The organism is Longispora fulva (assembly GCF_015751905.1).
In the GTDB taxonomy this organism is placed as follows: domain Bacteria; phylum Actinomycetota; class Actinomycetes; order Mycobacteriales; family Micromonosporaceae; genus Longispora; species Longispora fulva.
In genome coordinates, this window is sequence record NZ_JADOUF010000001.1 from 293999 (window position 1) to 317405 (window position 23407).

Consider the following 23407-nt stretch of genomic DNA (forward strand, 5'->3'; position numbering starts at 1 on the left):
CTCGTGAACGCACCCGTCCGGGGAATCCGGGGAATCCCTTGTCGTGGGCATGTCACTCGACGGCTGTGCCTGCGTGCGTCCGCCGAGGTGAAGACAAGGGATTGTTCTGTATAAATGTACGGAGGTCAGACCGTAGCTTGTGGCCATGAAACCTCTTATCAGGGCAATCCCCCTCGCAATGGTGATCGGCCTGTTCGGCGCCGCGCCGGCTCTGGCCGCGACGGATGCGGTCGAGCCGGCCCCGCTGCTGAGCGCGGGACAGTCGGTGGTCGGCGAGTACATCGTGGTGCTGAAGGACAACGCCGGCCTGGTGCCCGACAACCCGCTGCCGACCTTCGGGCTCACGGCGAGCGAGGCGCGGGTCAAGTACACCTACAACGTCGCACTACGGGGCTTCGCGGCCTCGCTCACCGACGAGGCGCTGGCGAAGGTCCGGCGCAATCCCGCTGTGAAGTACGTGTCCACGAACGGGATCAACCACATGGCCTCGGCGGCCCCGGTCACCCAGGACAACCCGCCGAACTGGGGGCTGGACCGGGTCGACCAGGCGAACCTGCCGCTGGACAAGAAGTACACCTACAACGCCGACGGATCCGGGGTGCGGATCTATGTCGTGGACGGCGGGATCCGCTCCACGCACACCGACTTCGGCGGCCGGGTCGCGGTCAGCGAGGGCCATTCGATCTTCGACGACGGCAACGGCACCGAGGACTGTCCCTCCAACGGGCACGGCACCCACGTCGCGAGCACGGCCGGCGGCACCCTCTACGGGGTAGCGAAGAAGGCAACCCTGGTGCCGGTGCGCCAGTTCCAGGGCTGCAACACGTCCAACACGGACGCCGACGTCGTCAAGGCCACCGACTGGGTGACAGCCAACGCGAAGAAGCCTGCCGTGGCGAACTTCAGCACCGGCGACCCGGACCTGACCCACCCGACCGTCGACGACGCGATCGAACGGCTCAGCGACTCCGGGGTGACCGTGGTGGTCGCTGCGGGCAACAACTCCAAGGACGCGTGCCAGACCTCGCCGTCGAACCGGAAGAAGCTGATCTCGATCGGCGCGATCGACAACACCGACTCCTTCGATGTCGGCACCGACTGGGGCACGTGCGTCGACCTGTTCGCGCCCGGAGTGAACATCGTCGCCGCCAACGCCGCAGCCGACACCGGCTCGACCACGAAGTCCGGCACGTCGATGGCGTGCCCGCACGCGGCCGGCGCCGCAGCCCTCTACCTGCAGGGCAACCCGACCGCGACGCCCGCGCAGGTCGAGGCCGCCCTGGTCAACGCCGCCTCGAACGTCACCATCAAGAACGTGCCCGGCACCGGTTCGCCGAGCAAGGTGCTCAACATCAGCTCCTTCGGCGGCGGCACCACGACGAACGACTACTCCCTGGCCGTCAGCCCCGGCTCCGGGACCGTCAATGCCGGCTCCTCGGTGACCGCGACCGTGTCCACCTCGGTCGTGGCGGGCACCCCGACCGCGATCACCCTGACGGCCACGGGCCTGCCGTCCGGGGCCACGGCGTCGTTCAGCGCGAGCACGGTGACGCCCGGCGCCTCGTCTACCCTGACCGTCGCCACCTCGGCCACCACCCCGCCGGGCACCTACCCGGTGACCGTCACCGGCACCGGCTCGGCGACCCACACCGCCACCTACAGCCTCACCGTGACCGGAACCGGGCCGACGACGAACGACTTCTCGGTGTCGCTGAACCCGTCGTCCGGGTCCGTGCCGGCCGGCGGCACGGGCACGTTCTCGGTATCCACGGCCGTCGTGTCCGGCAGCCCTGAGACGGTCGCGCTGACCGCGAGCATGGGCGGCGTCGGCCCGGTCGGGATCGGGGTCGCCTTCAACCCGGCCAGCGTCCAGACCGGCGGGTCGTCCACAGCCACCGTGACCGTCGGCGCCTCCGTGCCGGCCGGGACGTACGCCCTCACCGTGGTGGCGTCCGGATCGGTGACCCGCACCGCCGAGTACCAGCTGACGGTGTCCACCTCCAGCGGACGCACCTTCCGCAGCGACACCGACTACCCGATCCGGGACAACACCCGGATCTTCAGCCCCGTGTCGTCGACCGCGACCGGCCAGGCCGCCAACCCGGTGACGGTGAAACTCGCCATCACCCACCCGTGCTCCGAGGACCTGGGCGTCACGCTCGTGGCCCCGGGCGGGCAGCTCTACACCCTGAAGTACAGCGGGGGCTGGGACTGCACCGCGTGGACCGGGGAGCGGTCCTTCACCGTGCCGAACGTCAGCTCGCCCGCGACGGGTACCTGGCAGCTGCGGGTGACCGACTACGGCTACGGCGACGAGGGCACCCTCGACTGGTGGTCGGTGACCCTCTAGCCCGCCCGACAGCGTGGGGCCGTGGTCCCGGACGCCACGGCCCCGCGATCGGCGGTCCGGCCCCATGCTGTCCGCGCGCGCCTCGACGACCCGGCCTCTCGAACAGCGCCCCCGGCCGCTGAACTGCGGAGCAAGGGTTTTCTCCGTTTCAGGAGCACGCGCGCGCTGCCTACCGTTCACCAGTGCCAGTGATCCACGTCACCGGCACGCAACACATCCGCGCAACCAAGGAGTCACACAGTGGCGTTCACACACAAGAAGCGGGCTGCGGGGGGCGCTTTCGGTGCGCTCGCGTTCGCGGTGCTCGGCGTCGGGGCGATCATGCCCGCCTTCGCCGGTACCCCCCGCGCCCACCGACGCGGCGTCGCCGGAACTGGTCGCGTCGCTGTCGCGCGATCTGGGCATCACCCCGCAGCAGGCCCTCACCCGGCTCGCCCAGCAGGACGCGGCACACGCGGTCGCCGGCAGGCTCGGTGTGGAGTTCACCTCCGCGTCGTGGTTTGACCCCGCCACCGGGAAGCTGAACGTCGCGGTCACCGACGCCGCCGGCGCCGACCGGGTACGGGCGGCCGGGGCCGTACCGAAGATCGTCACCCGCTCACAGGGCGAGCTGGCCGGGCTGGCGGGCAACATCGGCAACCTCGCCGCCGGGGTGCCCGGGGTCAACGGCTGGGCGGTGGATCCGCGCACGAACACCGTGACGGTCACCGTCAACAGAAACGCCCGCACGGAACGCACCGAGGCGTTCGTCAGCCGGCTCAAGGCCCTCGGCGACGTGATCCGGGTCGTGGATACCACCTCCGCCCAGCACCAGCAGTCCGGGGTGGTCACCAACGGCGACCCATGGTGGCCGGGCACCGAGACGAACTGCTCGATCGGATTCGCGGCCGCCGACTCCTCCGGTGGCCAGCACTTCCTCACCGCCGGGCACTGCACGAACGACGTCAACCAGGCCGCCTACGGCAAGAACTCGTCTGGCTCGAAGGGGGAGCAGCTCGGCACCTCCAACACGGGCGGCAGCCGCAGCGTCAACGGCAACGAGGGCGACATGGGAGTCGTCGCCGTCAACCAGAACGGCTGGACGCTGAGCAACGCCGTCAACACGTGGGGCGCGGCGCCGGTCAGCGTCAACGGCAGTGCCGACGCGGTCGTCGGAGACGCGATCTGTCACTCCGGCAACACCACGCACCTGCGGTGCGGCACGGTCACCGAGGTCAACAAGTCCATCCAGTACGTCGACGCCAACGGCAACCCGACCGTGCGCGTCGACGGGCTCACCCAGACCAACGCGTGCTCCAACGCCGGTGACTCCGGCGGCGCGTACTACATGGGCTCGGGCAGCACGGCCAAGGCCGTCGGCCTGCACTCCGGCGGCGGCAACCCCTGCGGACAAAGTGACCCGGACACCACCTTCCAGCCGCTCAACGAGGCGCTGCAGAAGTGGAACCTGACCCTGTACACGGGCGGCGCGCAGCCGACCAGCTCGCCCACGGTCAAGCCCACCGCGTCCCCGACCGTTTCCCCGACCGTGCGGCCCACCGCCTCGCCGACCGCCAGCCCGACCGGTGCGCCGGGCGCGACGGTCACCGTCACCAACCCGGGCAACCAGTGGAGCTTCGCCGGCTGGCAGGCCTTCGCCGTCCAGATCCGGGCCACCGACAGCAAGGGCCTGCCGCTGACCTACACGGCCACCGGCCTGCCGGCGGGGCTGGCCATCAGTTCCTCCGGTCAGATCACCGGGACCCCGACCAGCGTCGGCACCTCCACGGTGAAGGTGACGGCGACCGACTCGGGCGGCGCGTCGGGGAGCACCACGTTCAGCTGGCAGGTCACCGGCTGGTAGTCGCCGCCGGCCGGGAGCTCTGTCTGCTCGGACTCCCGGCCCGCGGTCCACGACCGCTACGCCGCCCACACCGAGAAGGTCGCTCGGGAACAAAGACCTCCTGTGAGGGGAGAGGAAGGGCCGGTTCCGGGACGTCGCTCCCCGGAGCCGGCCCTTTCCCCGCAGTCCCCGGTGATGGGAAAGCGGTCAGGACAAGGGTTTCCTCTGCTTCGCCGGGCGGGGCCGAGGGGTGAGGCTGGGTCTCCCATCCCATGAGCTGCCCCGGTCGGGTGCGGTCTCCTTCTAAGGATCTGCCATGGCACGAACCCCCCTCGGTACCCGCACCTGTCCGCTGACCGGGGTCACGCTGCTGGCCGGCGCGGCGACGTCGGCGTTTCAGCCCAACGGCACCTACCGCCGGTCGACGGTCTCCGGAACGCACAAGGCCGACAGCGGCGCGGGTGGCTACACCCTCGCGGTCACCAGACCGTGACCAGCCGATGACCGCCAACGGCCCTGGCCGGAACCCGTCCTCGGACGGCTCCGCCGAAGTGGCACAGACGTTCGCCGACGCGTTGCGAACAGCGGTGGGCGCCACCGACCTGAGCCTGCAACGGATGCGTCACCGCCTGGACCTGCTCGGCATCAGCATCAGCGTCGCGACCCTCAGCTACTGGCAGTCGGGTCAGCGACTGCCGTCCCGACGCCATACCCGGGCCGTGCTACCGGCCCTGGAGTCCGTCCTGGCCCTGCCACCGGGCACATTGTCGAGCCTGGTTCGTCATCCTGGACCTCGGACACGGTCCGATGCGCCCAGTATCCTGGCGGAGGGCGGACTGTGGCCGGATCCCGCCAGGGTGTCGTCGCTGCTGGGGCAGGTGGACACCCGGTGGGACCACCGCCTGACCCGAATCAGCCAGCACGACCGGGTCCTGGTGAACGCCGATCGCACGGAGCACTCCCTGTGGTCCATGCAGGTGCTGCGCGCCATCGTCGACGGCCCCGACCGGTGGGTCGCCGTCGTACACCGCGTCGATGAACCTGCATGCCCACCGCCGGTTGTCACGGGTCTGCGCAACTGTCACCTGGGCCGCCTGGTGCATGATCGAGAGTCCGGTCTTCTCGCGACGGAGCTGTTGTTCGACCGACCGCTGATGCGCGGCGAGACGTTGATCACCGAACACCTCCTCACCTTCGGCCGTCCGGCGCCGCTGGCGTTCCACTACGAACGCAAACTGCCCTACCGGGTACGGATGTACACCCAGGAGGTGTGCTTCGCCTCTTCCGCACGGCCCCGGCGGATCCGGAGCCTGTCGCGTCCCGCCGACGGGATCAGCTGGAACCTCGTGCGGGATCTGCACCTCAACGCCTCGTCGCGGGCGCATCTGGTCCTCCTCGACGCGGATCCCGGCGTCTATGGCACGGAATGGGACTGGGGTTAGTCCGCCGAGGGTTCGTCCGCCCGGTCGGGCCGCTCGTCCTCAGCGTCGGGCCCAGTTGGTGGCGACGGGTCAACAGGGTCGTGGCACCGGCGTGACCGGTCGGCGCGGAACCGTGCGTGTGACGGGTACTCCAGATGCAGTCCCCCGCGCAGCCATGCCTCCGCCCACTGGCGCATCCCGAACGGCCACAGGTGCAGGCATGTCGGACGTGAATCCGATACGGCGGGATCACCGACATCGAGGTCGAACTGTTCGAGGGACATGGCGGCCGGTCCGTCGACCGCCTCCGTCGGGTTGCACTCGGGCGCACCGTCCCCAGCGGCCTGCTCGACCACGGGCAGCTCCTTTCCTCGCGTCGCAGAAGACTCATGTGGAGTGTGGAGGGACCACCATCGCCGGTCAATAAGCAATGAAAAAGGTGAATTGTCAACAATGCGAGTCCTGCGCCGCCCCCCGGTGTCAGGCGGCCGGCGCAGGTCACCCGGTCGGTCAGCCGGCCACGGCGTCGGCGTGCTCCCACTCCAGATCGCGGGTGTACGGCGACCGGCACCCGATCCAGTGCCGGTACATCCGCACCCTGTTCACCATTCCCAACGAACTCCGGTCGCCCCTCTGGGACAGTCGCGGGTCAGGGACACCGCGACCGTGTCGGCGTCGAGAGTCAGTGGTCGCGTGCGTACCACTCCGCCCGCAGGAGCCACGAACTCCCAACACCGGGCCGGACGCAGGGCAGGGTCGAAGTGGACCTCGGTCACCTGCTGGGGGACGGGATTCTGGTGGAAGTGCGTCATCGCGGACTCCACCCGGGGCGGGTCGCACACGACCTCGTACTCGACCATGACAGTTTCGCCCCGTGACAGGGCCCCGTCGAGCAGCAGCTCGGTGAGCCGGCGGCGCGCGCCAAATGGCTGCGTGCGGCCCACGGCGCAGTTGCGCAGTGGCGTGATGTGCGGAGCCCGGTTTCCCTTGTCCGTCATCGTGAGCACCATCAGGCGGTCCGGACCGTCGGCTGCGGCGCGGAGCGTCTGCTGGTGGGTCAGCCGTTGGATGGTGCGGTCCGGGCCGACATGGCAATGACCGTGTCCGTTCACGCTCACCAGTGGGAAGTTCCATCCGGAGCAGAACTTCCTGATGGTGGAAGCGAGTCCGGGAATCGTCGGAAGCCCGGCTGCCGCGTCCTCGCGGAGCGACTCCAGCATTCCTCGGGTGAGTGCGCCGGTGGGAAGTTCCAGCAGATCCTCGAGGCACACCAGGATGACGGCTGACCGCGGGCTCCTGGGTATGCGGCGGCCGTCCCTCCAGTAGCTCAATGTTGGTCCGGTGGTGGAGATCCCTCGCCGGCGTAGGTGCGCGACGATGGAGAGCAGGCTCAGGCCACGTGCGGCAATTGCCTCACTGAGTACGTGGGCGAGAGAGTCCGGCCGGGGCTCAGGATCAGCCATGTTCGTTGTGCAGTCGGCGGTGAAGCATCACTTCATGCTCTACACCGACGGAGCACAAGGATGCGGAGTTCTCCCTTGCAAACCCACAAAGCGCAATTGTTAACGACATCGGGGTGGGCACGACGAACTCGTTGCTACTCGGGGGTATGCAGAGGCGGCCTACGCGAGGCTTCCCGCTGCGCCGGTTCGTCGAGGTCAGGCCGGGTGTTGTACCTGGGCGCCGGGAGTGGTCGGGCCGGGCTTCGGGGTCGACGGACCCGCTGGTGTCGCGTCAGGGCCGCACGCGGCGATGACGACGAGGACCATGGCGATCAAGGGCAGAACTAGGAGTCGACGCATCCTGTGGACGCTAGCCACCCGCGATGACTCCAGGAATGGGGGAAACCCCTTGACCAGTACCTGCGGGGTGCGTCGGGGCCTGCTTCTGAACGGACCCTCACCGTGCCATTTCCCGAGGTGCGCTTCTGACACCTGTGAGCAAGGGGATTCTCCGTTTCGGCGGTCCATCGATGTTCATAACGTGGCGGACGTTCCCACCCACCACGCCAAGGGGCCCTCATGCGAAGAATCATCCTCATCCTGCTCGCCGGCCTGGCCGCGGCGCTGCTGCCCGCGGCCGGCGCCCAGGCGGTCAAGGGCGGCACCGACACCACGACGGCCGAGTACCCGTGGACGGTGGTCATCACCCGGCCCGGTAGCCCGCATCCGCAGCATGTGTCCTGCGGCGGCGCGCTGGTCCGACCGAACAAGGTCCTCACCGCCGCGCACTGCCTGGACGCCACCCTGGGCGACGTCAAGGACAAGACGGTGATGTACGGCCGCGACGACCTGACCACCACGGCCGGCGTCGAGGCGAAGATCTCCAGCTACTGGGTGCACCCGGACTACGTCTCGGGCAAGCTCGATGGCGACGACATCGCGATCCTCACCCTGGACAAGAACGTCGGCGCCTCGGTCGTGCAGGTGGCCACTGACCCGGCCACCAACGCCGTGGGGACCAACCTGACGTTGAGCACCTACGGCTTCACGTCCTCGACGCCCACATTCACCTCGCACATCCAGAAGGCGACACTTCCCATCGTCGAGAACGCCAAGTGCACCGACCTGGGATGGAAGTTCAACGCCGACAAGCAGCTGTGTCTCGGCCCGACGAAGAACGACACCCTTGGCGTGTGCAAGGGCGACAGCGGCGGCGGGGTGGTCGCCGGCACCCCGGCCACCGGGTACAAGCTCGTGGGCCTGATCGAGTCCGGTGACACCAACTGCGCCGGCCCGCAGGTCACCTCCCAGCTCACCCACTACGCCGAGATCATCCGACAGCAACTCGACGGCGCGCCCACCCGCGACTTCTCCCTGGCGATGAGCCCGGCCGCCGGCACGGTGGCTCCCGGTTCGTCGGCCACGACGACCGTGGCCACCACCACCGTGTCCGGGGAGCCACAGACCGTCGCGTTGTCGGCCTCGGGCGCGCCGGCTGGGGTGACCGTCACCTTCAACCCGGCCTCGGTAACCACGGGCCAGAACGCGACGGCGACGATCAGCGTTGCGGCCACCGCGGCCGGCGGCACCTACCCGATCACGGTCTCTGCTTCTGGTACGACCAGCCACACGGCCACCTACACGCTCACCGTCGAGGGCGGCGGCAACCCGCCGGGCACCCACACGTTCACCAGCACGAGGACGTACTTCGTCCCCGACCCCGGCAGTGTCGACAGCCCGATCACGGCCACCGGCACCGGATCGGCCGCCAGTACGGTGACCGTCACGGTGAAGGCCAGCCACTGGTGCGGCGCGGAACTGGCGATCGTGCTCGTCGCACCCGACGGCCGCCAGTACCCCGTGAAGTCCGCCTCGACCGGCGCGTGCGCCAGCTTCAGCGGCGGCACCTACCAGGTGCCCGGAGTGTCCGCGCCGATCGCGGGGACCTGGACGTTGCGCGTCACCGACACGAAGGCCTGGAACTTCGGCGCCCTCAACGGCTGGACGCTCACCGCGTGACCCCACGACGCACCGGCGCCCCCCGAGTCAGCGGGCGGCGCCGGTGCGGCGGTCAATGCTCCTGCGGGTGGCCGTGTCGGGGGAGGAACCAGGAGGCCAGCAGGGTCGCGGCGAGCAGGGCGACCTCGACCCACAGCGTGACCTCCATCGGGCCTGTGAAGGCCCCGGGCGTTCCCGGCGCGAGGTGGTCCGCCCCGCCGAGGGATCCGAAGAGCACGGTGCCGAGGACCGCGACGCCCAGGGCCGCGCCGAGCTGCTGGACGGCGGTCAGGGTGCCCGATGCGGAGCCGGACTCGTGCGGGTCGACGGCGGACAGCACGGTGCCGAAGAACGGGCCCATGATGAGTCCCATTCCCAGGCCGGTGAGGACCAGCGCCGGGGCGAGCCGCCAGCCGGTGGGGTCGGCATCCAGGGTGGCGATGAACGCCGCGATGCCGGCGGCCATCACCACGGTGCCGGACTGGATCACCGCGCGCCCAGGCTCGGTGCGCTTCTCCGCGAAATGGAGGGCCACGAAGCCGAGGATCAGCCCCGCCGACCAGGGCAGGCTCGCCAGGCCGGCCTGAACCGGGGAGTAGGCGAGGCCGAGTTGCAGGTACAGGCTCAGGACCAGGGAGAAGCCGGCGACGGCGGCGAAGAAGACCGTGCCCATCGCCAGGCCGCCGGCGAACGCCCGTTTGCGGAACAGGCTCGGCACGACCAGCGGGTCGCCGCCGGCTTTCGCCACGCGCGACTCGTACCAGCCGAAGAGTGCGAACGTGGCGATCCCGGCACCGAGGCAGCCGAAGGTCCAGGCGGGCCAGCCCAGTTCGCGGCCCTGGACGAGCGGGTAGACGACCAGCAGGGCCGCCAGCGACGCCAGCGCGACGCCGACCAGGTCGAGGCGGGGCCGGTCGGGGCTGCGCGACTCGGGCAGGAACCGCCACCCGCCGAGCAGGGCGCACACGCCCAGCGGCAGGTTGATCAGGAAGATCGTACGCCAGCCGGCGCCGAGCGGGTCGAGCTGGATCAGCCAGCCGGCGAATACCGGGCCGCCCACATAGGCCAGACCCATCACCGGGCCGAACATGCCGAACGCCTGGCCGAGTTCGCGGCCGTGGAACATCTCCTTGATGATGCCCAGCCCCTGCGGGATCATGATGGCGCCGAACAGGCCCTGCAGGCCCCGGGCCCCGATCAGCATGCCGGGGGAGTCGGCGACCGCGCATGCCAGGGACGCCGCGGTGAACCCGGTGGCGCCGATCAGGAACATGCGTCTGCGGCCGGCGATGTCGCCCAGTCGCCCGCCGGTGATGAGCCCGACCGCCATGGCCAGGGCGTAGGCGGCCCCGAGCCACTGCATCGTGCTCGCGCCACCGCCCAGGTCGGCGCGGATGGCCGGTGAGGCGATGGTGGCGATCAGCGCGTCGAGCATGTCCATCGCCTCGGCGACGAGCAGCACGGCCAGGGCGGGCCAGCGCCACCGGTACACAGAGAATTGTTCGAGGGTGGCAACGCCACGGGGGTGAATGTCAGTCATTGCCGTCCCAGTCTCGTGATGAGAGAGGGACGCACCGGGCACGACCACCAGGGTGTGCTGAGGGCTCCAAGGCCCCGCCCGGACTAACCACTACCGGGAACCGTATTTTCGCGCGTCCGAAATACGTAGATCACCGTAGCAGACACCCGGACCAGTGATCGGCGGGCCGGCAGGGTGTCATCCGTCACGATGCCGGCAAGCTGAGGCGCTGGCCGGGACCTGCGGCTCGGCCCCATCCCCCGGATACCGGGAAAGCCCTTGACCTGGTCGGATCTCGACACCTGGGGCAGCTCGGACCTCAAGGGGGCCTTAACAATGCCGCGTCAAGGGTTTCCTCCGTTTCCGTGGGCGTCGATCTCTTGTTAGCTGCCCGTTATCCGCGCCATCGGTGTGCGCGGATGGAGTCGAAGGAGTGCGCACATGAGGCGTAGAGCCGGGTTACCGGTCGCAGCGGCCGGGATCGCCCTCGCGGTGGTCGCCGGCACGGCGGCGGCGTTGTCGTGGTCGGCGGCGCAGTCGCCGTCCGCACAGGCGTCCGATCCCGTCGGGTTGGCGGTCGCCGCCGCCGACCGGGCGGCCCTGAGCGGGCTGGACGCGCTGGGCAAGGGCCCCAGCGAGCAGTTCGACCGCCGAGCGGTGTACCGGGGCGGCGACCCGGGTCAGCGGGACCTGTACTACGTGTCCTACGACCGCACCTACAAGGGACTTCCGGTAGTGGGTGGCGATGCTGTCGTGGCCACCGACGCCGCCGGGCACGTGCTGACCACAGCCTCGGCGTCGCACACGGCGATCTCGGTGCCGATCGCCGCGACCGTCACCGCCGAGCAGGCCGCCGTCGCGTCGCGGGCGAAGCTGACCCGGGTCGACACCGTGGGCACGTCCCGTCTCGTGGTGCTGGTCCGTGACGAGCACCCGCGGCTGGCGTGGGAGACCCTGGTGACGGGCCGCAAGGGTTCCGAGCCCAGCGAGCAGACCGTGTACGTCGACGCGCACAGCGGCCAGGTGGCCGACGCGGTCGAGGGCGTGCACGCCGACACCGTCAACGGGTACTACGACGGGACCGTCGACATCGACGCCTCCGCCTCGGGGAGCAACCGCACCCTGGTCGACACCGGCCGCCCGGGCCTGAAGTGCGGCGACTACAGCACGAAGAGCGTCTACACGAACACTTCTACCAGTTGGGGCAACGGTTCCGGCACGGATCTGAAGACCGCCTGCGCCGAGGCGTTCTACGCCGTCGGCCGCGAGTGGGACATGCTGAAGAACTGGCTGGGCCGCAACGGGATCGACGGCAACGGCAACGCGGTGCCGATCTACGTCAACGAGGGCGACGTCAACGCGCACTGGTACAACGGCCAGGGCTACGCCGCCTTCGGGCACAACCAGCCCAACGACCGCCAGCTCGTGGCCCTCGACGTGGTCGGGCACGAGATGGGGCACGGGCTCGACGAGTACACCCCGGGTGGCACCTCTTCCGAGGCGGGGCTGGGCGAGGGCACCGGGGACATCTTCGGCTCCCTGACCGAGGCGTACGCGAACAACCCCAAGGACAGGCCCGACTTCGAGGTCGGCGAGGTCGTCAGCCTCCAGGGCGACGGCAAGCCGCTGCGGTACATGTACGACCCGTCCAAGGACGGCCGCAGCCCCAACTGTTACTCGTCGAGCATCCCGAACACCGAGGTGCACGACGCTGCGGGGCCCCTGAACCACTGGTTCTACCTGCTGGCCGAGGGCACCGCCCCGACGGACGGGCAGCCGACGAGCCCGACCTGCAACAGCAGCACGCTGACCGGGGTCGGGATCCAGAGCGCCGGCAAGGTGTTCTACAACGCGATGCTGCTCAAGACGTCGGGGATGACGTACAAGAAGTACCGCATCGCCACCCTGCAGGCCGCAAAGAGCCTCGACTCCACGTGTGCTCTGTTCACCAAGACCAAGGCCGCGTGGGACGCGGTGACCCTGCCGGCGCAGTCCGGTGAGGCGACGTGCACCGGCACCCCTGGCAATGATTTCTCGGTCTCGTTGAGCCCGGCGAGTGGCAGCGTCCAGCCGGGCGCCTCGACCACCGTCACCGTGGGCACGACGACGACGAGCGGCACCGCGCAGACCGTGAACCTCAGCGCGTCCGGGCAGCCGTCCGGGGTCACGGTGTCGTTCAGCCCCGCGTCGGTGCAGAGCGGCGCGAACGCCACGATGACCGTCGCCGCCTCGACCTCCGCGACCGCAGGCACCTACACCGTCACGGTGACCGGGACCGGATCGGCGACGCACACGGCGACCTACGCCCTGACCGTCGGCGGCGGGAACCCGAACCCCGGCGGCGCGCCGGACATCGACGTGGCCAAGGTGCAGGCGCACCTGGCCCAGTTGGGCACGATCGCCTCGCAGAACGGCGGCACCCGCCGGGCCGGATCGGCCGGGCACACCCAGTCCGTGGCGTACATCAAGGGCAAGTTGCAGGCGGCCGGCTTCACGGTCACCGAGCAGAACTGCACCAGCTGCACCTACGTCTCCAACAACCTGATCGCCGACTGGCCGGGCGGCGACACCAACAACACCGTCATGTTCGGCGCGCATCTCGACAGCGTCAGCGCGGGGCCGGGCATCAACGACAACGGCTCCGGGTCGGCGTCGATCCTGGAGGCGGCCCTCGCCCTGGCGCAGGCCAACCCGACGATGACCAAGCACGTGCGGTTCGGCTGGTGGACGGACGAGGAGCAGGGCCTCAACGGCTCCAAGTTCTACGTCAACTCCCTCACCGCCGCGCAGAAGAGCGCGATCAAGGGGTACTACAACTTCGATATGGTCGCCTCGCCCAACGGCGGGTACTTCATCAACAACCTGACCACCGCGACGTCGGCGCCGATGAAGGCGTACTGGGACTCGCTGAACCTGGCGCCCCAGGAGAACGTCGAGGGCCAGGGCCGCTCCGACGACGCGTCGTTCCAGAACGGCGGCGTCCCCACCTCCGGGTACGCGACCGGGGCCAACGCCACCAAGTCGCCGGCGGAGGCCACCAAGTGGGGCGGCACGGCCGGGCAGGCGTATGACTCCTGCTACCACCAGTCGTGTGACACCACCTCCAACATCAACGCGACCGCGCTCAACCGCAGCGCGGACGGCATCGCGTACACCATCTGGAATCTGGCCGTGGGGACCAGCACCGTCAACGACTTCTCGGTGACGGTCAGTCCGAGCTCGGGCACCGCGAACCTGGGCCAGTCGTTGACGACGACGGTTAACACGGCCACCACCTCGGGCGCGGCCCAGTCGGTGGCCCTGACGGCGAGCAACGTGCCGGCCGGGGTGAAAGTGACCTTCAGCCCGTCGTCGGTGACGTCGGGGTCCAGCGCCACGGCGAACATCTCGGTGGCCACCAACGCGACCCCGGGCACCTACACGATCACCGTGACGGGTACGGGCTCTGCCACCCACACCAGCACCTACACCCTGACCGTCACCGACGGGGGCTCCAGCCCGTCGCCGAACCCGACCACGCCTCCGCCGACCGGGCGGACGTTCACCAACGACACGGACTTCCCGATCAACGACAACCGGATCACCAGCTCGGTGAACTCCACCGCGACCGGGCAGGCGACCACGCCGGTCACCTTGTCGGTCACGATCAACCACACCTGCGCCGAGGACCTCGGGATCAGCCTGATCGCCCCCAACGGCCAGGTGTACGCGGTCAAGTACTCCGGCACCGGCAACTACCCCTGCACCCCGTTCGGCGGCCAGAAGTCCTACAGCGTGCCGGCGAACTCGGCCGCCTCGGGAACCTGGCAGCTGCGGGTCACCGACTACGGGCCCGGCGACACCGGCGTGCTCGACACCTGGTCGGTCACCCTGTGACCTCCCACTGAGGGGAGAGGAAGGGGCCGGCCCCGGCAAGGCGTCCGCGGGGCCGGCCCCGACCTGAAAGACCGCACCACCCATGACCTCCTGAGGGGGAGACGAAGGGCCGACTCCGGGATCTGGCTTCCCCGGAGCCGGCCCTTTGCCGGTCACGGCCGCTCAAGGGATTCCCCTGTTTCGGGGAGGCGTCCGGCGTCCCTACCGTCATGACATTGACGGCTTTCGATTGGAGTCCCGCCATGCGGTCCACACTTCGAAATCTTGTCGCGGCGCTCGCCCTGACCGCCGCGCTCCTACCGGTCACGGCGTCCGCCGCCGACCCCGTCCCGGACGGCATGGTCGCCGGCCTACAAAGCGATCTCGGACTGACGGCAGCCCAGGCCCGCACCCGCCTCGCCCAACAGGACACGGCCGACCGGATCGCCGCCGCGCTGGGCAGGGACCTGGCCGCCAGCGCCTGGTTCGACGCCACCAGCGGCAAACTCACCGTGGCCGTCACGGACAAGACCACCGCCGATCGGGTACGCGCCGCCGGCGCCGTGCCGCAGACCGTCGCCCGCAGCGCCGCCGAACTGACCGGCCTGGCCCGCCAGATCGGGGCACTGGCCGGGCGCGGAGTCGCCGGGGTCAGCGGCTGGGGCGTGGACGCCCGCACCAACAGCGTCGTCATCACCGTGCACGACCGGGGCGCGGCGGCCGGCTTCCTCGACACCGCCACAGCGCTCAGCCCGGCGGTCCGGGTCGTCGACGGCAGCCCGCAGCGCCAGCAGTCCGGGGTCGTGCAGGCCGGCGATCCCTGGTGGCCGGGCACGGAGTCCAACTGCTCGATCGGCTTCGCGGCCGTCGACTCCACCGGAGGAAAGCACCTTGTCACCGCCGGGCACTGCACCAACGACGCCAACCAGGCCGCTTACGGCAAGAACACGTCCGGCACGAAGGGCGAGCAGCTCGGCACGAGCAACGTCGGCGGCTCCCGCAGCATCAACGCCAACGAGGGCGACTTCGGCGTGGTGGCCGTCAACCACGCCAACAACTGGTCCCTGAGCAACACGGTCAACACCTGGGGCAACGGCGCGGTCAGCGTGAACGGCACCGCCGAGGCCGTGGTCGGCGACGCGGTCTGCCACTCCGGGAACACCACCCAGTGGCGGTGCGGGAAGGTCACGGCCGTCAACCAGACCGTCGTGTACCAGGGCGGCCCCACCATCGAAGGGCTGACCTACACCGACGCCTGCTCCAACTCCGGGGACTCCGGCGGCGGCTACGTCATGGGCTCCGGCAGTACCGCCAAGGCCGTCGGTCTGCACTCCGGTGGCGGCAACCCCTGCGGGCAGAGCAGCCCCAACACCGTCTTCCAGCCGGTCAACGAGGCCCTGCAGAAGTGGAACCTGACCCTCTACACCTCCGACGTGCCACCCGAGTTCTCCCTGACCCTGAGCGCCACCTCCGGCAGCGTGCGCGCGGGATCGGCGACCACCACGACGGTGAACACCGCGACCGTCTCCGGCAGCGCACAGAACATCACCCTGGCGGCCACCGGAGCCCCCGCCGGAGTCTCGGTCACCTTCAACCCCGGCTCGGTGCAGTCCGGCGGCTCCTCGACGGCCACCATCGCCACGACAACGGCCGCAGCGGCCGGCACCTACCCGATCACGGTCACCGGCACCGGTACCACCAACGGCCACAGCGCCAGCTACACCCTGACCGTCACCACCGACCCAGGCCCCTCCGGCAGCATCGTCAACGGGGACTTCGAAACCGGCGACCTGACCGGCTGGACGAAGGCGGGCACGGCGTCGAATGTGACCAGCCCCGTGCACGGCGGCACGAAGGCGGCGCTCGTCGGGTCGACCACGGCGACGGTGGAGTCGACGCTGAGCCAGACCTTCACCGCGCCGACCGGGGCGGGCCAGCTGTCCTTCTGGTACAAGATGACCTGCCCCGACACGGTGTACTACGACTGGGCCACCGCCGCGCTGAAGGACAACGCCGCCGGCACCACGACCACGGTCCTCGCCCGCACCTGCTCCACCGACACCGCCTACAAGCAGGTCACCGCCCCCGTCAACGCCGGGGTGAGCTACACATTGACCCTGGTCAACCACGCCGACGGCAACCCCTACGACATCTCGTACACCGCCTTCGACGACGTCACGGTCAGCGGCGGCACCCCGCCCGCCGGCGGGGTCGTCAACGGCGACTACGAGACCGGCGACCTGGGCGGCTGGACGTCGGCCGGCGCCACCGGCAACATCGCGACCCCGGTACACGGCGGAACCCGCGCCGCCCGGATCGGGGCGGTCACCCCGAGCACGGACTCGACCCTGAGCCAGACGTTCACCGCGCCGGCCGGAGCCACCCAGCTGTCGTTCTGGTACAAGATGTCGTGCCCCGACACGGTCGCGTACGCCTGGTTCACCGCGACCCTCAAGGACAACACGACCGGGGCGACGAGCACCCCGCAGGACAAGATCTGCACCCAGGCGAAGTCCTTCCAGCAGGTCACGGTCCCCGTCACCGCGGGACACTCCTACACCCTCACGTTCACCAACCACGACGACAACTACGCCGACGATCCTGTGTACTCGGTCGTCGACGACGTGACAACGACGAGCTAGACCTCGTGAGCTCGGAGACCCACGGTGCGGGACACGCACTGTGGGTCTCTCCTCGCTGGATCCGCGGCCGTCGCCGTCCTAGCTGCTGTCAGGAGTCCCATCCGAGCGTCCTGGCGACGTCGGCGGTCGCCGCGGACGCCTCCGTCGGCTGGTAGCCGTCGCGCAGGGACGCCTCGGTGTCCTTGAGGCCGTTGCCGCTGAGCGTGATCACCACGGTCTGGCCCGCCGCGAGCCGCCCGGTGGCGTGCTCCCGGAGCAGACCGGCGATCCCGGCGGCCGAGGCCGGCTCGGCGAACACCCCGTCGCGGCGCGCCACGGCCCGGTACGCGTCGAAGATCTCCTCATCGGTGACCGCCCCGATCATTCCTCCGGACTCGTCGCGGGCGGCGATGGCCCCGTCCCAGGTCGCGGGGTTGCCGACCCGGATCGCCGTGGCCTCGGTCGTCGGGTCCGCGACCGGGACCCCGTGCACCAGCGGCGCGGCTCCGGCGGCCTGGAAGCCCCAGATCCGGGGAAGGGTCGACGCCAGCCCCTCCCGCGCGTAGGTGCGGTAGCCGCCCCAGGTGGCGGTGATGTTCCCTCCGTTGCCGACGGGCAGGCAGTGGATGTCGGGGGCGCGGCCCAGGGCGTCGACGATCTCGTAGGAGACGGTGCGTTGTCCGGCGAGCCGCAGTTCGTTGCCGACCGAGTTGACGAGCGCCGCCGGGTGGTGCGCGGCGAGCTCGCGGGCCACGCGCAGGCAGTCGTCGAACGTGCCCCCGATCTCGACGATCCGGGCGCCGTAGCGGATGGCCTGGGCCAGCTTCCCCAGCGCGATCCGGCCCCGGGGCACGAGCACGACGGCCGCCAGGCCCGCGCGGGCGGCGTACGCGGCCGCCGAGGCGCTGGTGTTGCCGGTCGAGGCGCAGAGGACGGCCCGCACCCCGGCTGCGGCGGCCGTGCTGACGGCGATCGTCATTCCCCGGTCCTTGAAGGAACCGGTGGGGTTGGCGCCCTCGACCTTCAGCCACACGTCGCAGTCCGTCAGCGCGGACAGGTGCTCCGAGCGCAGTAGCGGGGTGGCGCCCTCGTGCAGGGTCACGGCCGGGGTGGTGTCGGAAACGGGTAGCCAGCGTCGGTACGAGCTGTCGATCAGCCCTCGCCACGAACTCATGGAGGTGAACGTAACATGTGTTTCAGACTTTGAGGGATGCCGTGGCCTGTGTAACATTCGTAAGCATGACGTCTCGCCCGGTGCAGGCCCACCTCGCCGAGGTCTACGCCACCCTCCCGCACGGCGAGCAGGCCGTGGCCCGTGTCCTGCTCGACGACCACCCCTTCGCGGCGCTCGGCTCCCTGCGCACCCTCGCCGAGCGCGCCGGGGTCAGCGCGCCGACCGCGTCGCGGCTCGTGGCCCGCCTCGGCTTCGCCAGCTTCGCCGACTTCCAGGCCACCGTGCGGGCCGCCGCACGCGACCACGACCGCTCCCGCCTGCACGAGTTCGTCACCCGACTCCCCGACGCGCACAGCGCGGCCGAGGACCTACGGGCCGGGCTGAACGGCACCCTGGCGGCCATGACCGAACAGCTCCTGTCGGCCTCTGCGACCCTGCTGGCCGAGGCCGGACACGTGTGGGGGGTGGGCGGCCCCCTGAGCGGACTCGCCGCCGAGTACCTGGTCCGGCAACTGTCAGCTCTTCGCCCCGGCGTGCGCGCCGTGCCCGACCCCACGTCCGAACGCGTCCGGGTCCTGCTCGACCTGGGGCCGACCGACCTCATCGTCGCCTACGACTTCCGTCGCTACTCACCCTCCACGGCCGTGTTCGTCCGCACCGCCCGCACCCGCCGGGCTCGACTGCTCCTCATCACCGACGCCTGGGAGTCACCACTCGCCGAGGAGGCCGAGCTCCTGATCCGCCTGCCCCGGGACGCCGCGGGCCCCGTCGCACCGCTCACCCACGAGGTCGCGGTGACCGAACTCCTCCTGGTCGCCACAGCCGCCCGACTCAGCGCGTCGACCCGACTGGCCACTCTCGACTCGATCGCCCAGACCCTCCAGGGCGCCGACTGACGTGCCGGTCGCGCCCGCTCTCACCCACTCACCGCTGAGCAACGAAGGGGGTTCGTTGAGATGTCTCTCGACATCATCCAACCCGAGGACCTGGACAGGCCCGAGACCTACTCCCACGTCATCGTCGCGACCGGCGGCCGGATGGTCTTCCTCGCCGGACAGATGTCCGACGACCGTGACGGCAACCTCGTCGCCCCCGGCGACCTGGCGGCCCAGGCGCGGCAGGTGTTCGCCAACCTCGGCCGCGCCCTGACCGCTGCAGGGGCCCGACCGGACCAGGTCACCAGGATCGGCATCTACGTCGTCGACCACCAGCGGGAGTACCTGCCCGTCATCGAAGCCGCACGGGTCGCCCTGTTCGGAGCCCACAAACCCACAGACACCCTTCTCGGGGTACAGACGCTGGCCGCACCCGGCTACCTGATTGAGGTCGACGCGATCGCCATCCTCGACTGAGCCGGCCGAACAGGAATGGGGTGCCCCGACCGGTTGTCGGGGCACCCCATTCGTCTTTGGTCAGGGCTTGGTCACCGCCAGGGTGTAGCTGCCCGTGCCGCTGTCAGCCACGACCTTGTACACGTAGTACCCGGCGGTTCCGTTGTAGCTGACGCTCTCGCTGGAGGTCGAGCCGTTGGAGGTGGCCACGGTGTCCCAGGTGCTGGTAGAACTATTCCACTTCTGTAGGTACAGGTCGAAGTCAGCGCCCGAGGCGGGGCCGGTCAGGCAGGCCTTGTGGGTCCCGGAAGCGGTGGACTCGTAGTACGTGCCGTTCGGCTCGTACTTCGTGGTCGTCGAGCTGGTCAGCGAGCCGGAGTAGCTGGACTGGTAGCCGGAGCAGCCCGTCGCCGGCGGGGGAGTGCTTCCGCCTCCGGTGTAGAGGGTCAGGCCGTAGGCGGTCAGGGCCTCGTTCACCGGCTCGAAGTACGCCTCGTGGGTGGTGACGTGGCAGCCGTTGGTGGTGCCGCCCTCGTGCAGGCCGACGGCTGTGGTCCCGGAGACCCAGGAGCCGCCGGAGTCACCTGCCTCCGAGCAGGCGTCGGATTTCGTCAGGCCGGTGACGGTGATGGATCCGTAGTTGACGGAGTAGTTGAGCTGTGTGACCGTGCCGCAGTGCCACTGGGTGGTCTGGCCCGACCGGCACACCGACTGGCCGACGACGGTCTCGCCGCTGCCCGTGACCGTGATGTCGCCGTTGCCGTACCCGTTGACGACCGCCGACAGGTTCCAGTTCGCCGAGGTGACGTCGACCCGGCCGTAGTCGCCGGTCGAGCCGTTGGTGCTGGCCCCGGAGACGCCGAGCTGGCTGCCGTCCTTGCCGTACGCGGCCTGGCTCGTCGTGTAGTCGTTCGTGCAGTGCCCGGCGGTCAGGAAGTGCTTGCCGCCGGTGGAGTCGGTGGCCGCGAACCCGATCGAGCAGTTGCTCTCGGTGCCCGGGGTCCACGCGTCCCCACCCCGGACGTCCCCGCCCTGCTGCTGCGGCGAGGAGTCGGTCTCGACCACCCGGACGGCCCCGTCAAGGCCTCTGAGCTGCGCGGACAGCCCGGCGGGAGCGGTGGTGCGGTTCACGGTCACGACGACAGCGTTGTCCCGGGCGTCGGTGCCCCAGCCGTTGACACCGGAGGGCTTGTCCCGGTCGACGAGCGCCGCGACGGCCGACGCGGCTTGGTCGAGGTGCCGCTGGTCGTAGCGGACGAGGGTCGGGCGGGCCCCGACCTTGCGCGCCTGGTCGGCCGCTGACTGGTCGGTGACGGCGACGCCGAGCGCGCCGGTCGCGGCGTCGTACCACATGCCGGCTTGGCGATCGCCGAGCGCCAAGCGGACGGCCTTGGCGGTGCGGTGCGCGGTCGTCTCGTGTGCTACCCGGTCGCGGGCCTGCGCGGTGGTCAGTCCGAGGTCGCGCTGCATCGCTGCGAGCATCCCCGGCGAGGCCAGTCCCGAGGGCGGCGGGGCCGACCAGGCCGGGGCGGATCCGGTGGCTGTGACCACCAGGAGGCCGGCGGCGACGAGAAGAGTGCGGGATCGCGACATGAACGGCTCCTTGGTTCTGGGTGAACGCCTTCCCCCGAGGGCTAGGTGCCGATCAGCATCACCGCAGGGTGCCGTCCGTTGATACCGGGGAAACCCTTGCCCTCACAATCAGCGACATCCAAAATGCGGACAGATAGCGAAGGTTCGGGAGTCAAGGAACACCCAGGGTCACATGGCAGCCGGAGAAGCTCCGGTGGGACGAAAGGGGCTCGTCCCCACGCCAGCCTGACCGGTGGTCGGGATCGGGCTCCCCGGTCTCCGGACGGCCCTACCGAGAAGTGCGACGTCGGCCCCGGCTACCGGGGTGCCGCACACCGTGATCCCGGGCCTCGACGCGGCCGTGTCGGCGGGATCCGCCGGTGTCGAACCCTGAGGACGGGCCCCTAGATCAGTCCTGCGTCGTGGATGCAGATGGCGATCTGTACCCGGTTGGTGACGTGCATCTTCTCGAACAGCCGGGTCACGTGCGCCTTGATCGTCGGGACCGACAGGAACAGCGCTGCGGCGATCTCGGCGTTGGACAGCCCCTGGCCGACGAAGATCGCCACCTCCCGCTCGCGCTCGGTGAGCGTGGCCAGTCGGGCGGTGGCTTGGGTGGCGCGGTCGTCGGGGCGGCCCCGGTCCCGGAGTTGGCGGACCAGTGTCGAGGTCGCCGAGGGCGAGAGCATCGGCTCGCCGTGGACGACCTTGCGGATGGCGTCGATGATCTGTTCGGGCGGGGTGTCCTTGAGCAGGAACCCGTCCGCGCCGGAGGCGATCGCGTCGACGACGTACTCGTCGGCGTCGAAGGTGGTCAGCACGATCACGCGCGGCGGTCGCGGGTCGGCGAGCAGGTGCCGGGTCGCCTCGAGCCCGTCGAGGACCGGCATCCGGATGTCCATCAGGACCACGTCGGGCCGCAGGGAGCGCGCCGCCGCGACCGCTGCGCGACCGTCGGCAGCCTCGCCCACGACCTCGATGTCTGGCTGACCGCCCAGCATGAGCCCCAGCGCGGAGCGCACCAGCGGGTCGTCGTCGGCCAGCAGCACCCGGGTCGGCCCGGTTCTCACGTGGTCCATGGTATCCAGCCGTGCAGGACGAAGACCGCGTTCTCGCGCGCGTGGGTGAGGTGTCCGCCCTGCACCGTGGCCCGTTCGGCGAGTCCGATCAGCCCGAGCCCCGAGCCGGGGGCGGCGGTCGCCGTGGAGCCGAAGCCCAGGGCGTTGCGCAGCACGATGTCGATGCCCCGCTCGGGGTCACCGCTCAGCTCGATGGATACCAACGCTCCTGGGGCGTGTTTGCGCGCGTTGGTCAGCCCCTCCTGCACGATCCGGAATGTCGTGCGGCCCGCCGCGTCGGACACGGTGTCCCGGGGGTCGATGCGGTCGTGGAACTCGATGTTCATGCCCGACTGGCGGGCCTCGGTGACGAGGCTGTCGAGGTCGGCGTAGGTGGGCTGTGGCGGTCGGACCGACCGGCCGTCGTCGGGCTCGCGCAGGACGCCGAGGATGTCGCGCAGCTCGATCAGGGCGGCGTTCGCCTGCTCCTGGATCACCCGGACTTGACCACGCAGTTCCCCGGCGGTCAGGTCGCCCCGGATGGCGATCGCGCCCGCCTGCATCGACACCCGCGAGATCCGGTGGGCGAGCACGTCGTGCATCTCCCGGGCGATCGCGGCCCGTTCGTTGGCGCGGGCCGTGGCGACCCGCAGGTCGCGGTCGGCCTCCGCCGCCTGGGCCCGTTCGCGCAGGGTCCACAGCAGTTCGCGCCGCGAGCCGATGTACATGCCCACGCCCAGGAAGGCCGAGGTCACGACGACCTGGGCGACGAGGCCCGCCTCTCGCGGGCTGGCGGTGGGGGCGTCTGTTCCCACCGAGTAGCTGAATCCTTTGGCCGTGTCGGGCTGGGTCCAGCCGTGCGCCTCCGCGGCGAGGACCCACAGCACGCCGAGCGCGAGGATCCGGCCGATCCGGCGGCGGGTGGCGAACGACACCGCCGCGAGCAGGGCCGGGCCGATGGCGACCGCCGACACCGCGCCGGCGGCGGCCAGTACCAGCGCGATGCCGAACGGCCACCGCCGCCGCAGGAACACCAGCCCGAACGCCGCCAGCCCGACCGCGAGATCGAGCCAGAACAACGGCCGGTGGTCCCGCCACTGGGCCGACCACAGCACGCTCCAGGCGACAAGCGACACCAGCAGGCACAATGCGAGCCGCCACGTGTGCGAGTACCAGCGCAGGGCTGGCTGGTAGGCGGGCGAACTGTCCTGCATTCCCAAGATGTTACGGACCGTAGGTCGGCC

At 70.2% G+C, this 23407-nt stretch carries 16 protein-coding genes; 9 read left to right on the top strand and 7 right to left on the bottom strand.

Annotated elements, in window-relative coordinates; translation table 11 throughout:
• The first annotated feature begins 145 nt into the window (after window positions 1-145).
• From IW245_RS01275 to IW245_RS01295, 4 genes are all read left to right on the top strand, one after another.
• A complete protein-coding gene (locus IW245_RS01275; RefSeq protein ID WP_197001354.1) occupies window positions 146-2350 on the top strand; it encodes a S8 family peptidase in 2205 nt (734 codons plus the stop codon).
• Between the two features lie 283 nt (window positions 2351-2633).
• The gene (locus IW245_RS40160) at window positions 2634-4193 is read left to right on the top strand and encodes a putative Ig domain-containing protein (protein WP_307788853.1); all 1560 of its coding nucleotides are present in this window, start codon (window positions 2634-2636) and stop codon (window positions 4191-4193) included.
• Window positions 4194-4488: 295 nt separating this feature from the next.
• Window positions 4489-4665, top strand: coding sequence for a hypothetical protein (locus IW245_RS01290; protein ID WP_197001355.1), 177 nt, complete (start codon window positions 4489-4491; stop codon window positions 4663-4665).
• Between the two features lie 7 nt (window positions 4666-4672).
• Window positions 4673-5614: a hypothetical protein gene (locus IW245_RS01295; RefSeq protein ID WP_197001356.1), complete on the top strand. Its 942-nt coding sequence runs from the start codon at window positions 4673-4675 to the stop codon at window positions 5612-5614.
• Here the strand turns inward: IW245_RS01295 and IW245_RS01300 are convergent.
• Together IW245_RS01300 and IW245_RS01305 are read right to left on the bottom strand one after the other, a co-directional pair.
• Complete coding sequence (locus IW245_RS01300) at window positions 5611-5949, bottom strand: hypothetical protein (RefSeq protein WP_197001357.1); 339 nt, start codon at window positions 5947-5949, stop codon at window positions 5611-5613. The two genes, IW245_RS01295 and IW245_RS01300, sit on opposite strands and share 4 nt — an antisense overlap.
• A 246-nt stretch (window positions 5950-6195) precedes the next feature.
• Window positions 6196-6711 (bottom strand): hypothetical protein, encoded by a 516-nt coding sequence (locus IW245_RS01305; protein ID WP_197001358.1) that lies wholly within the window; start codon window positions 6709-6711, stop codon window positions 6196-6198.
• A 903-nt stretch (window positions 6712-7614) separates the two neighbouring features.
• On the opposite strand from IW245_RS01305, the gene IW245_RS01310 reads away from it, so the two are divergent.
• On the top strand, window positions 7615-9054 hold the full coding sequence (locus tag IW245_RS01310; protein WP_197001359.1) for a trypsin-like serine protease: 1440 nt from the start codon (window positions 7615-7617) through the stop codon (window positions 9052-9054).
• Between the two features lie 52 nt (window positions 9055-9106).
• Here the strand turns inward: IW245_RS01310 and IW245_RS01315 are convergent, their stop codons facing one another.
• Window positions 9107-10573, bottom strand: coding sequence for an MFS transporter (locus IW245_RS01315; protein ID WP_197001360.1), 1467 nt, complete (start codon window positions 10571-10573; stop codon window positions 9107-9109).
• A 420-nt stretch (window positions 10574-10993) separates the two neighbouring features.
• Here IW245_RS01315 and IW245_RS01320 point away from each other — a divergent pair, with 420 nt between their 5' ends.
• Window positions 10994-14428 carry a M28 family peptidase gene (locus tag IW245_RS01320; RefSeq protein ID WP_197001361.1) on the top strand — a complete coding sequence of 1145 codons (3435 nt, stop codon included), beginning with the start codon at window positions 10994-10996 and terminating at the stop codon, window positions 14426-14428.
• 242 nt (window positions 14429-14670) lie between these two features.
• A complete protein-coding gene (locus tag IW245_RS01325; RefSeq protein ID WP_197001362.1) occupies window positions 14671-17049 on the top strand; it encodes an alpha-lytic protease prodomain-containing protein in 2379 nt (792 codons plus the stop codon).
• An 88-nt stretch (window positions 17050-17137) separates the two neighbouring features.
• On the opposite strand, the gene thrC is transcribed toward IW245_RS01325, so the two are convergent.
• Window positions 17138-18202 (bottom strand): threonine synthase, encoded by a 1065-nt coding sequence (thrC, locus tag IW245_RS01330; RefSeq protein ID WP_197001363.1) that lies wholly within the window; start codon window positions 18200-18202, stop codon window positions 17138-17140.
• Between the two features lie 65 nt (window positions 18203-18267).
• On the opposite strand from thrC, the gene IW245_RS01335 reads away from it, so the two are divergent.
• Window positions 18268-19098 carry a MurR/RpiR family transcriptional regulator gene (locus IW245_RS01335; RefSeq protein ID WP_197001364.1) on the top strand — a complete coding sequence of 277 codons (831 nt, stop codon included), beginning with the start codon at window positions 18268-18270 and terminating at the stop codon, window positions 19096-19098.
• A gap of 60 nt (window positions 19099-19158) precedes the next feature.
• On the top strand, window positions 19159-19554 hold the full coding sequence (locus tag IW245_RS01340; protein ID WP_197001365.1) for a RidA family protein: 396 nt from the start codon (window positions 19159-19161) through the stop codon (window positions 19552-19554).
• A gap of 60 nt (window positions 19555-19614) precedes the next feature.
• Here IW245_RS01340 and IW245_RS01345 read toward each other — a convergent pair whose 3' ends face one another.
• The 3 genes from IW245_RS01345 to IW245_RS01355 all read right to left on the bottom strand — a co-directional run bounded on the left by IW245_RS01345 (window position 19615) and on the right by IW245_RS01355 (window position 23377).
• On the bottom strand, window positions 19615-21126 hold the full coding sequence (locus tag IW245_RS01345) for a S1 family peptidase (protein WP_197001366.1): 1512 nt from the start codon (window positions 21124-21126) through the stop codon (window positions 19615-19617).
• A gap of 383 nt (window positions 21127-21509) precedes the next feature.
• Window positions 21510-22175: a response regulator gene (locus IW245_RS01350; RefSeq protein ID WP_233473159.1), complete on the bottom strand. Its 666-nt coding sequence runs from the start codon at window positions 22173-22175 to the stop codon at window positions 21510-21512.
• On the bottom strand, window positions 22172-23377 hold the full coding sequence (locus IW245_RS01355; RefSeq protein WP_197001368.1) for a sensor histidine kinase: 1206 nt from the start codon (window positions 23375-23377) through the stop codon (window positions 22172-22174). Before IW245_RS01355 ends, IW245_RS01350 begins: the two co-directional genes overlap by 4 nt.
• Window positions 23378-23407 lie beyond the last annotated feature (30 nt).

Coding starts and splice junctions, on each gene's coding strand:
- IW245_RS01290 (WP_197001355.1), top strand. CDS start 4,489: ATGGCACGAACCCCCCTCGGTACCCGCACCTGTCCGCTGACCGGGGTC.
- IW245_RS01345 (WP_197001366.1), bottom strand. CDS start 21,126: ATGTCGCGATCCCGCACTCTTCTCGTCGCCGCCGGCCTCCTGGTGGTC.
- IW245_RS01275 (WP_197001354.1), top strand. CDS start 146: ATGAAACCTCTTATCAGGGCAATCCCCCTCGCAATGGTGATCGGCCTG.
- IW245_RS01340 (WP_197001365.1), top strand. CDS start 19,159: ATGTCTCTCGACATCATCCAACCCGAGGACCTGGACAGGCCCGAGACC.
- IW245_RS01325 (WP_197001362.1), top strand. CDS start 14,671: ATGCGGTCCACACTTCGAAATCTTGTCGCGGCGCTCGCCCTGACCGCC.
- IW245_RS01335 (WP_197001364.1), top strand. CDS start 18,268: ATGACGTCTCGCCCGGTGCAGGCCCACCTCGCCGAGGTCTACGCCACC.
- IW245_RS01320 (WP_197001361.1), top strand. CDS start 10,994: ATGAGGCGTAGAGCCGGGTTACCGGTCGCAGCGGCCGGGATCGCCCTC.
- IW245_RS01315 (WP_197001360.1), bottom strand. CDS start 10,573: ATGACTGACATTCACCCCCGTGGCGTTGCCACCCTCGAACAATTCTCT.
- IW245_RS01355 (WP_197001368.1), bottom strand. CDS start 23,377: ATGCAGGACAGTTCGCCCGCCTACCAGCCAGCCCTGCGCTGGTACTCG.
- IW245_RS01310 (WP_197001359.1), top strand. CDS start 7,615: ATGCGAAGAATCATCCTCATCCTGCTCGCCGGCCTGGCCGCGGCGCTG.
- IW245_RS01295 (WP_197001356.1), top strand. CDS start 4,673: ATGACCGCCAACGGCCCTGGCCGGAACCCGTCCTCGGACGGCTCCGCC.
- thrC (WP_197001363.1), bottom strand. CDS start 18,202: ATGAGTTCGTGGCGAGGGCTGATCGACAGCTCGTACCGACGCTGGCTA.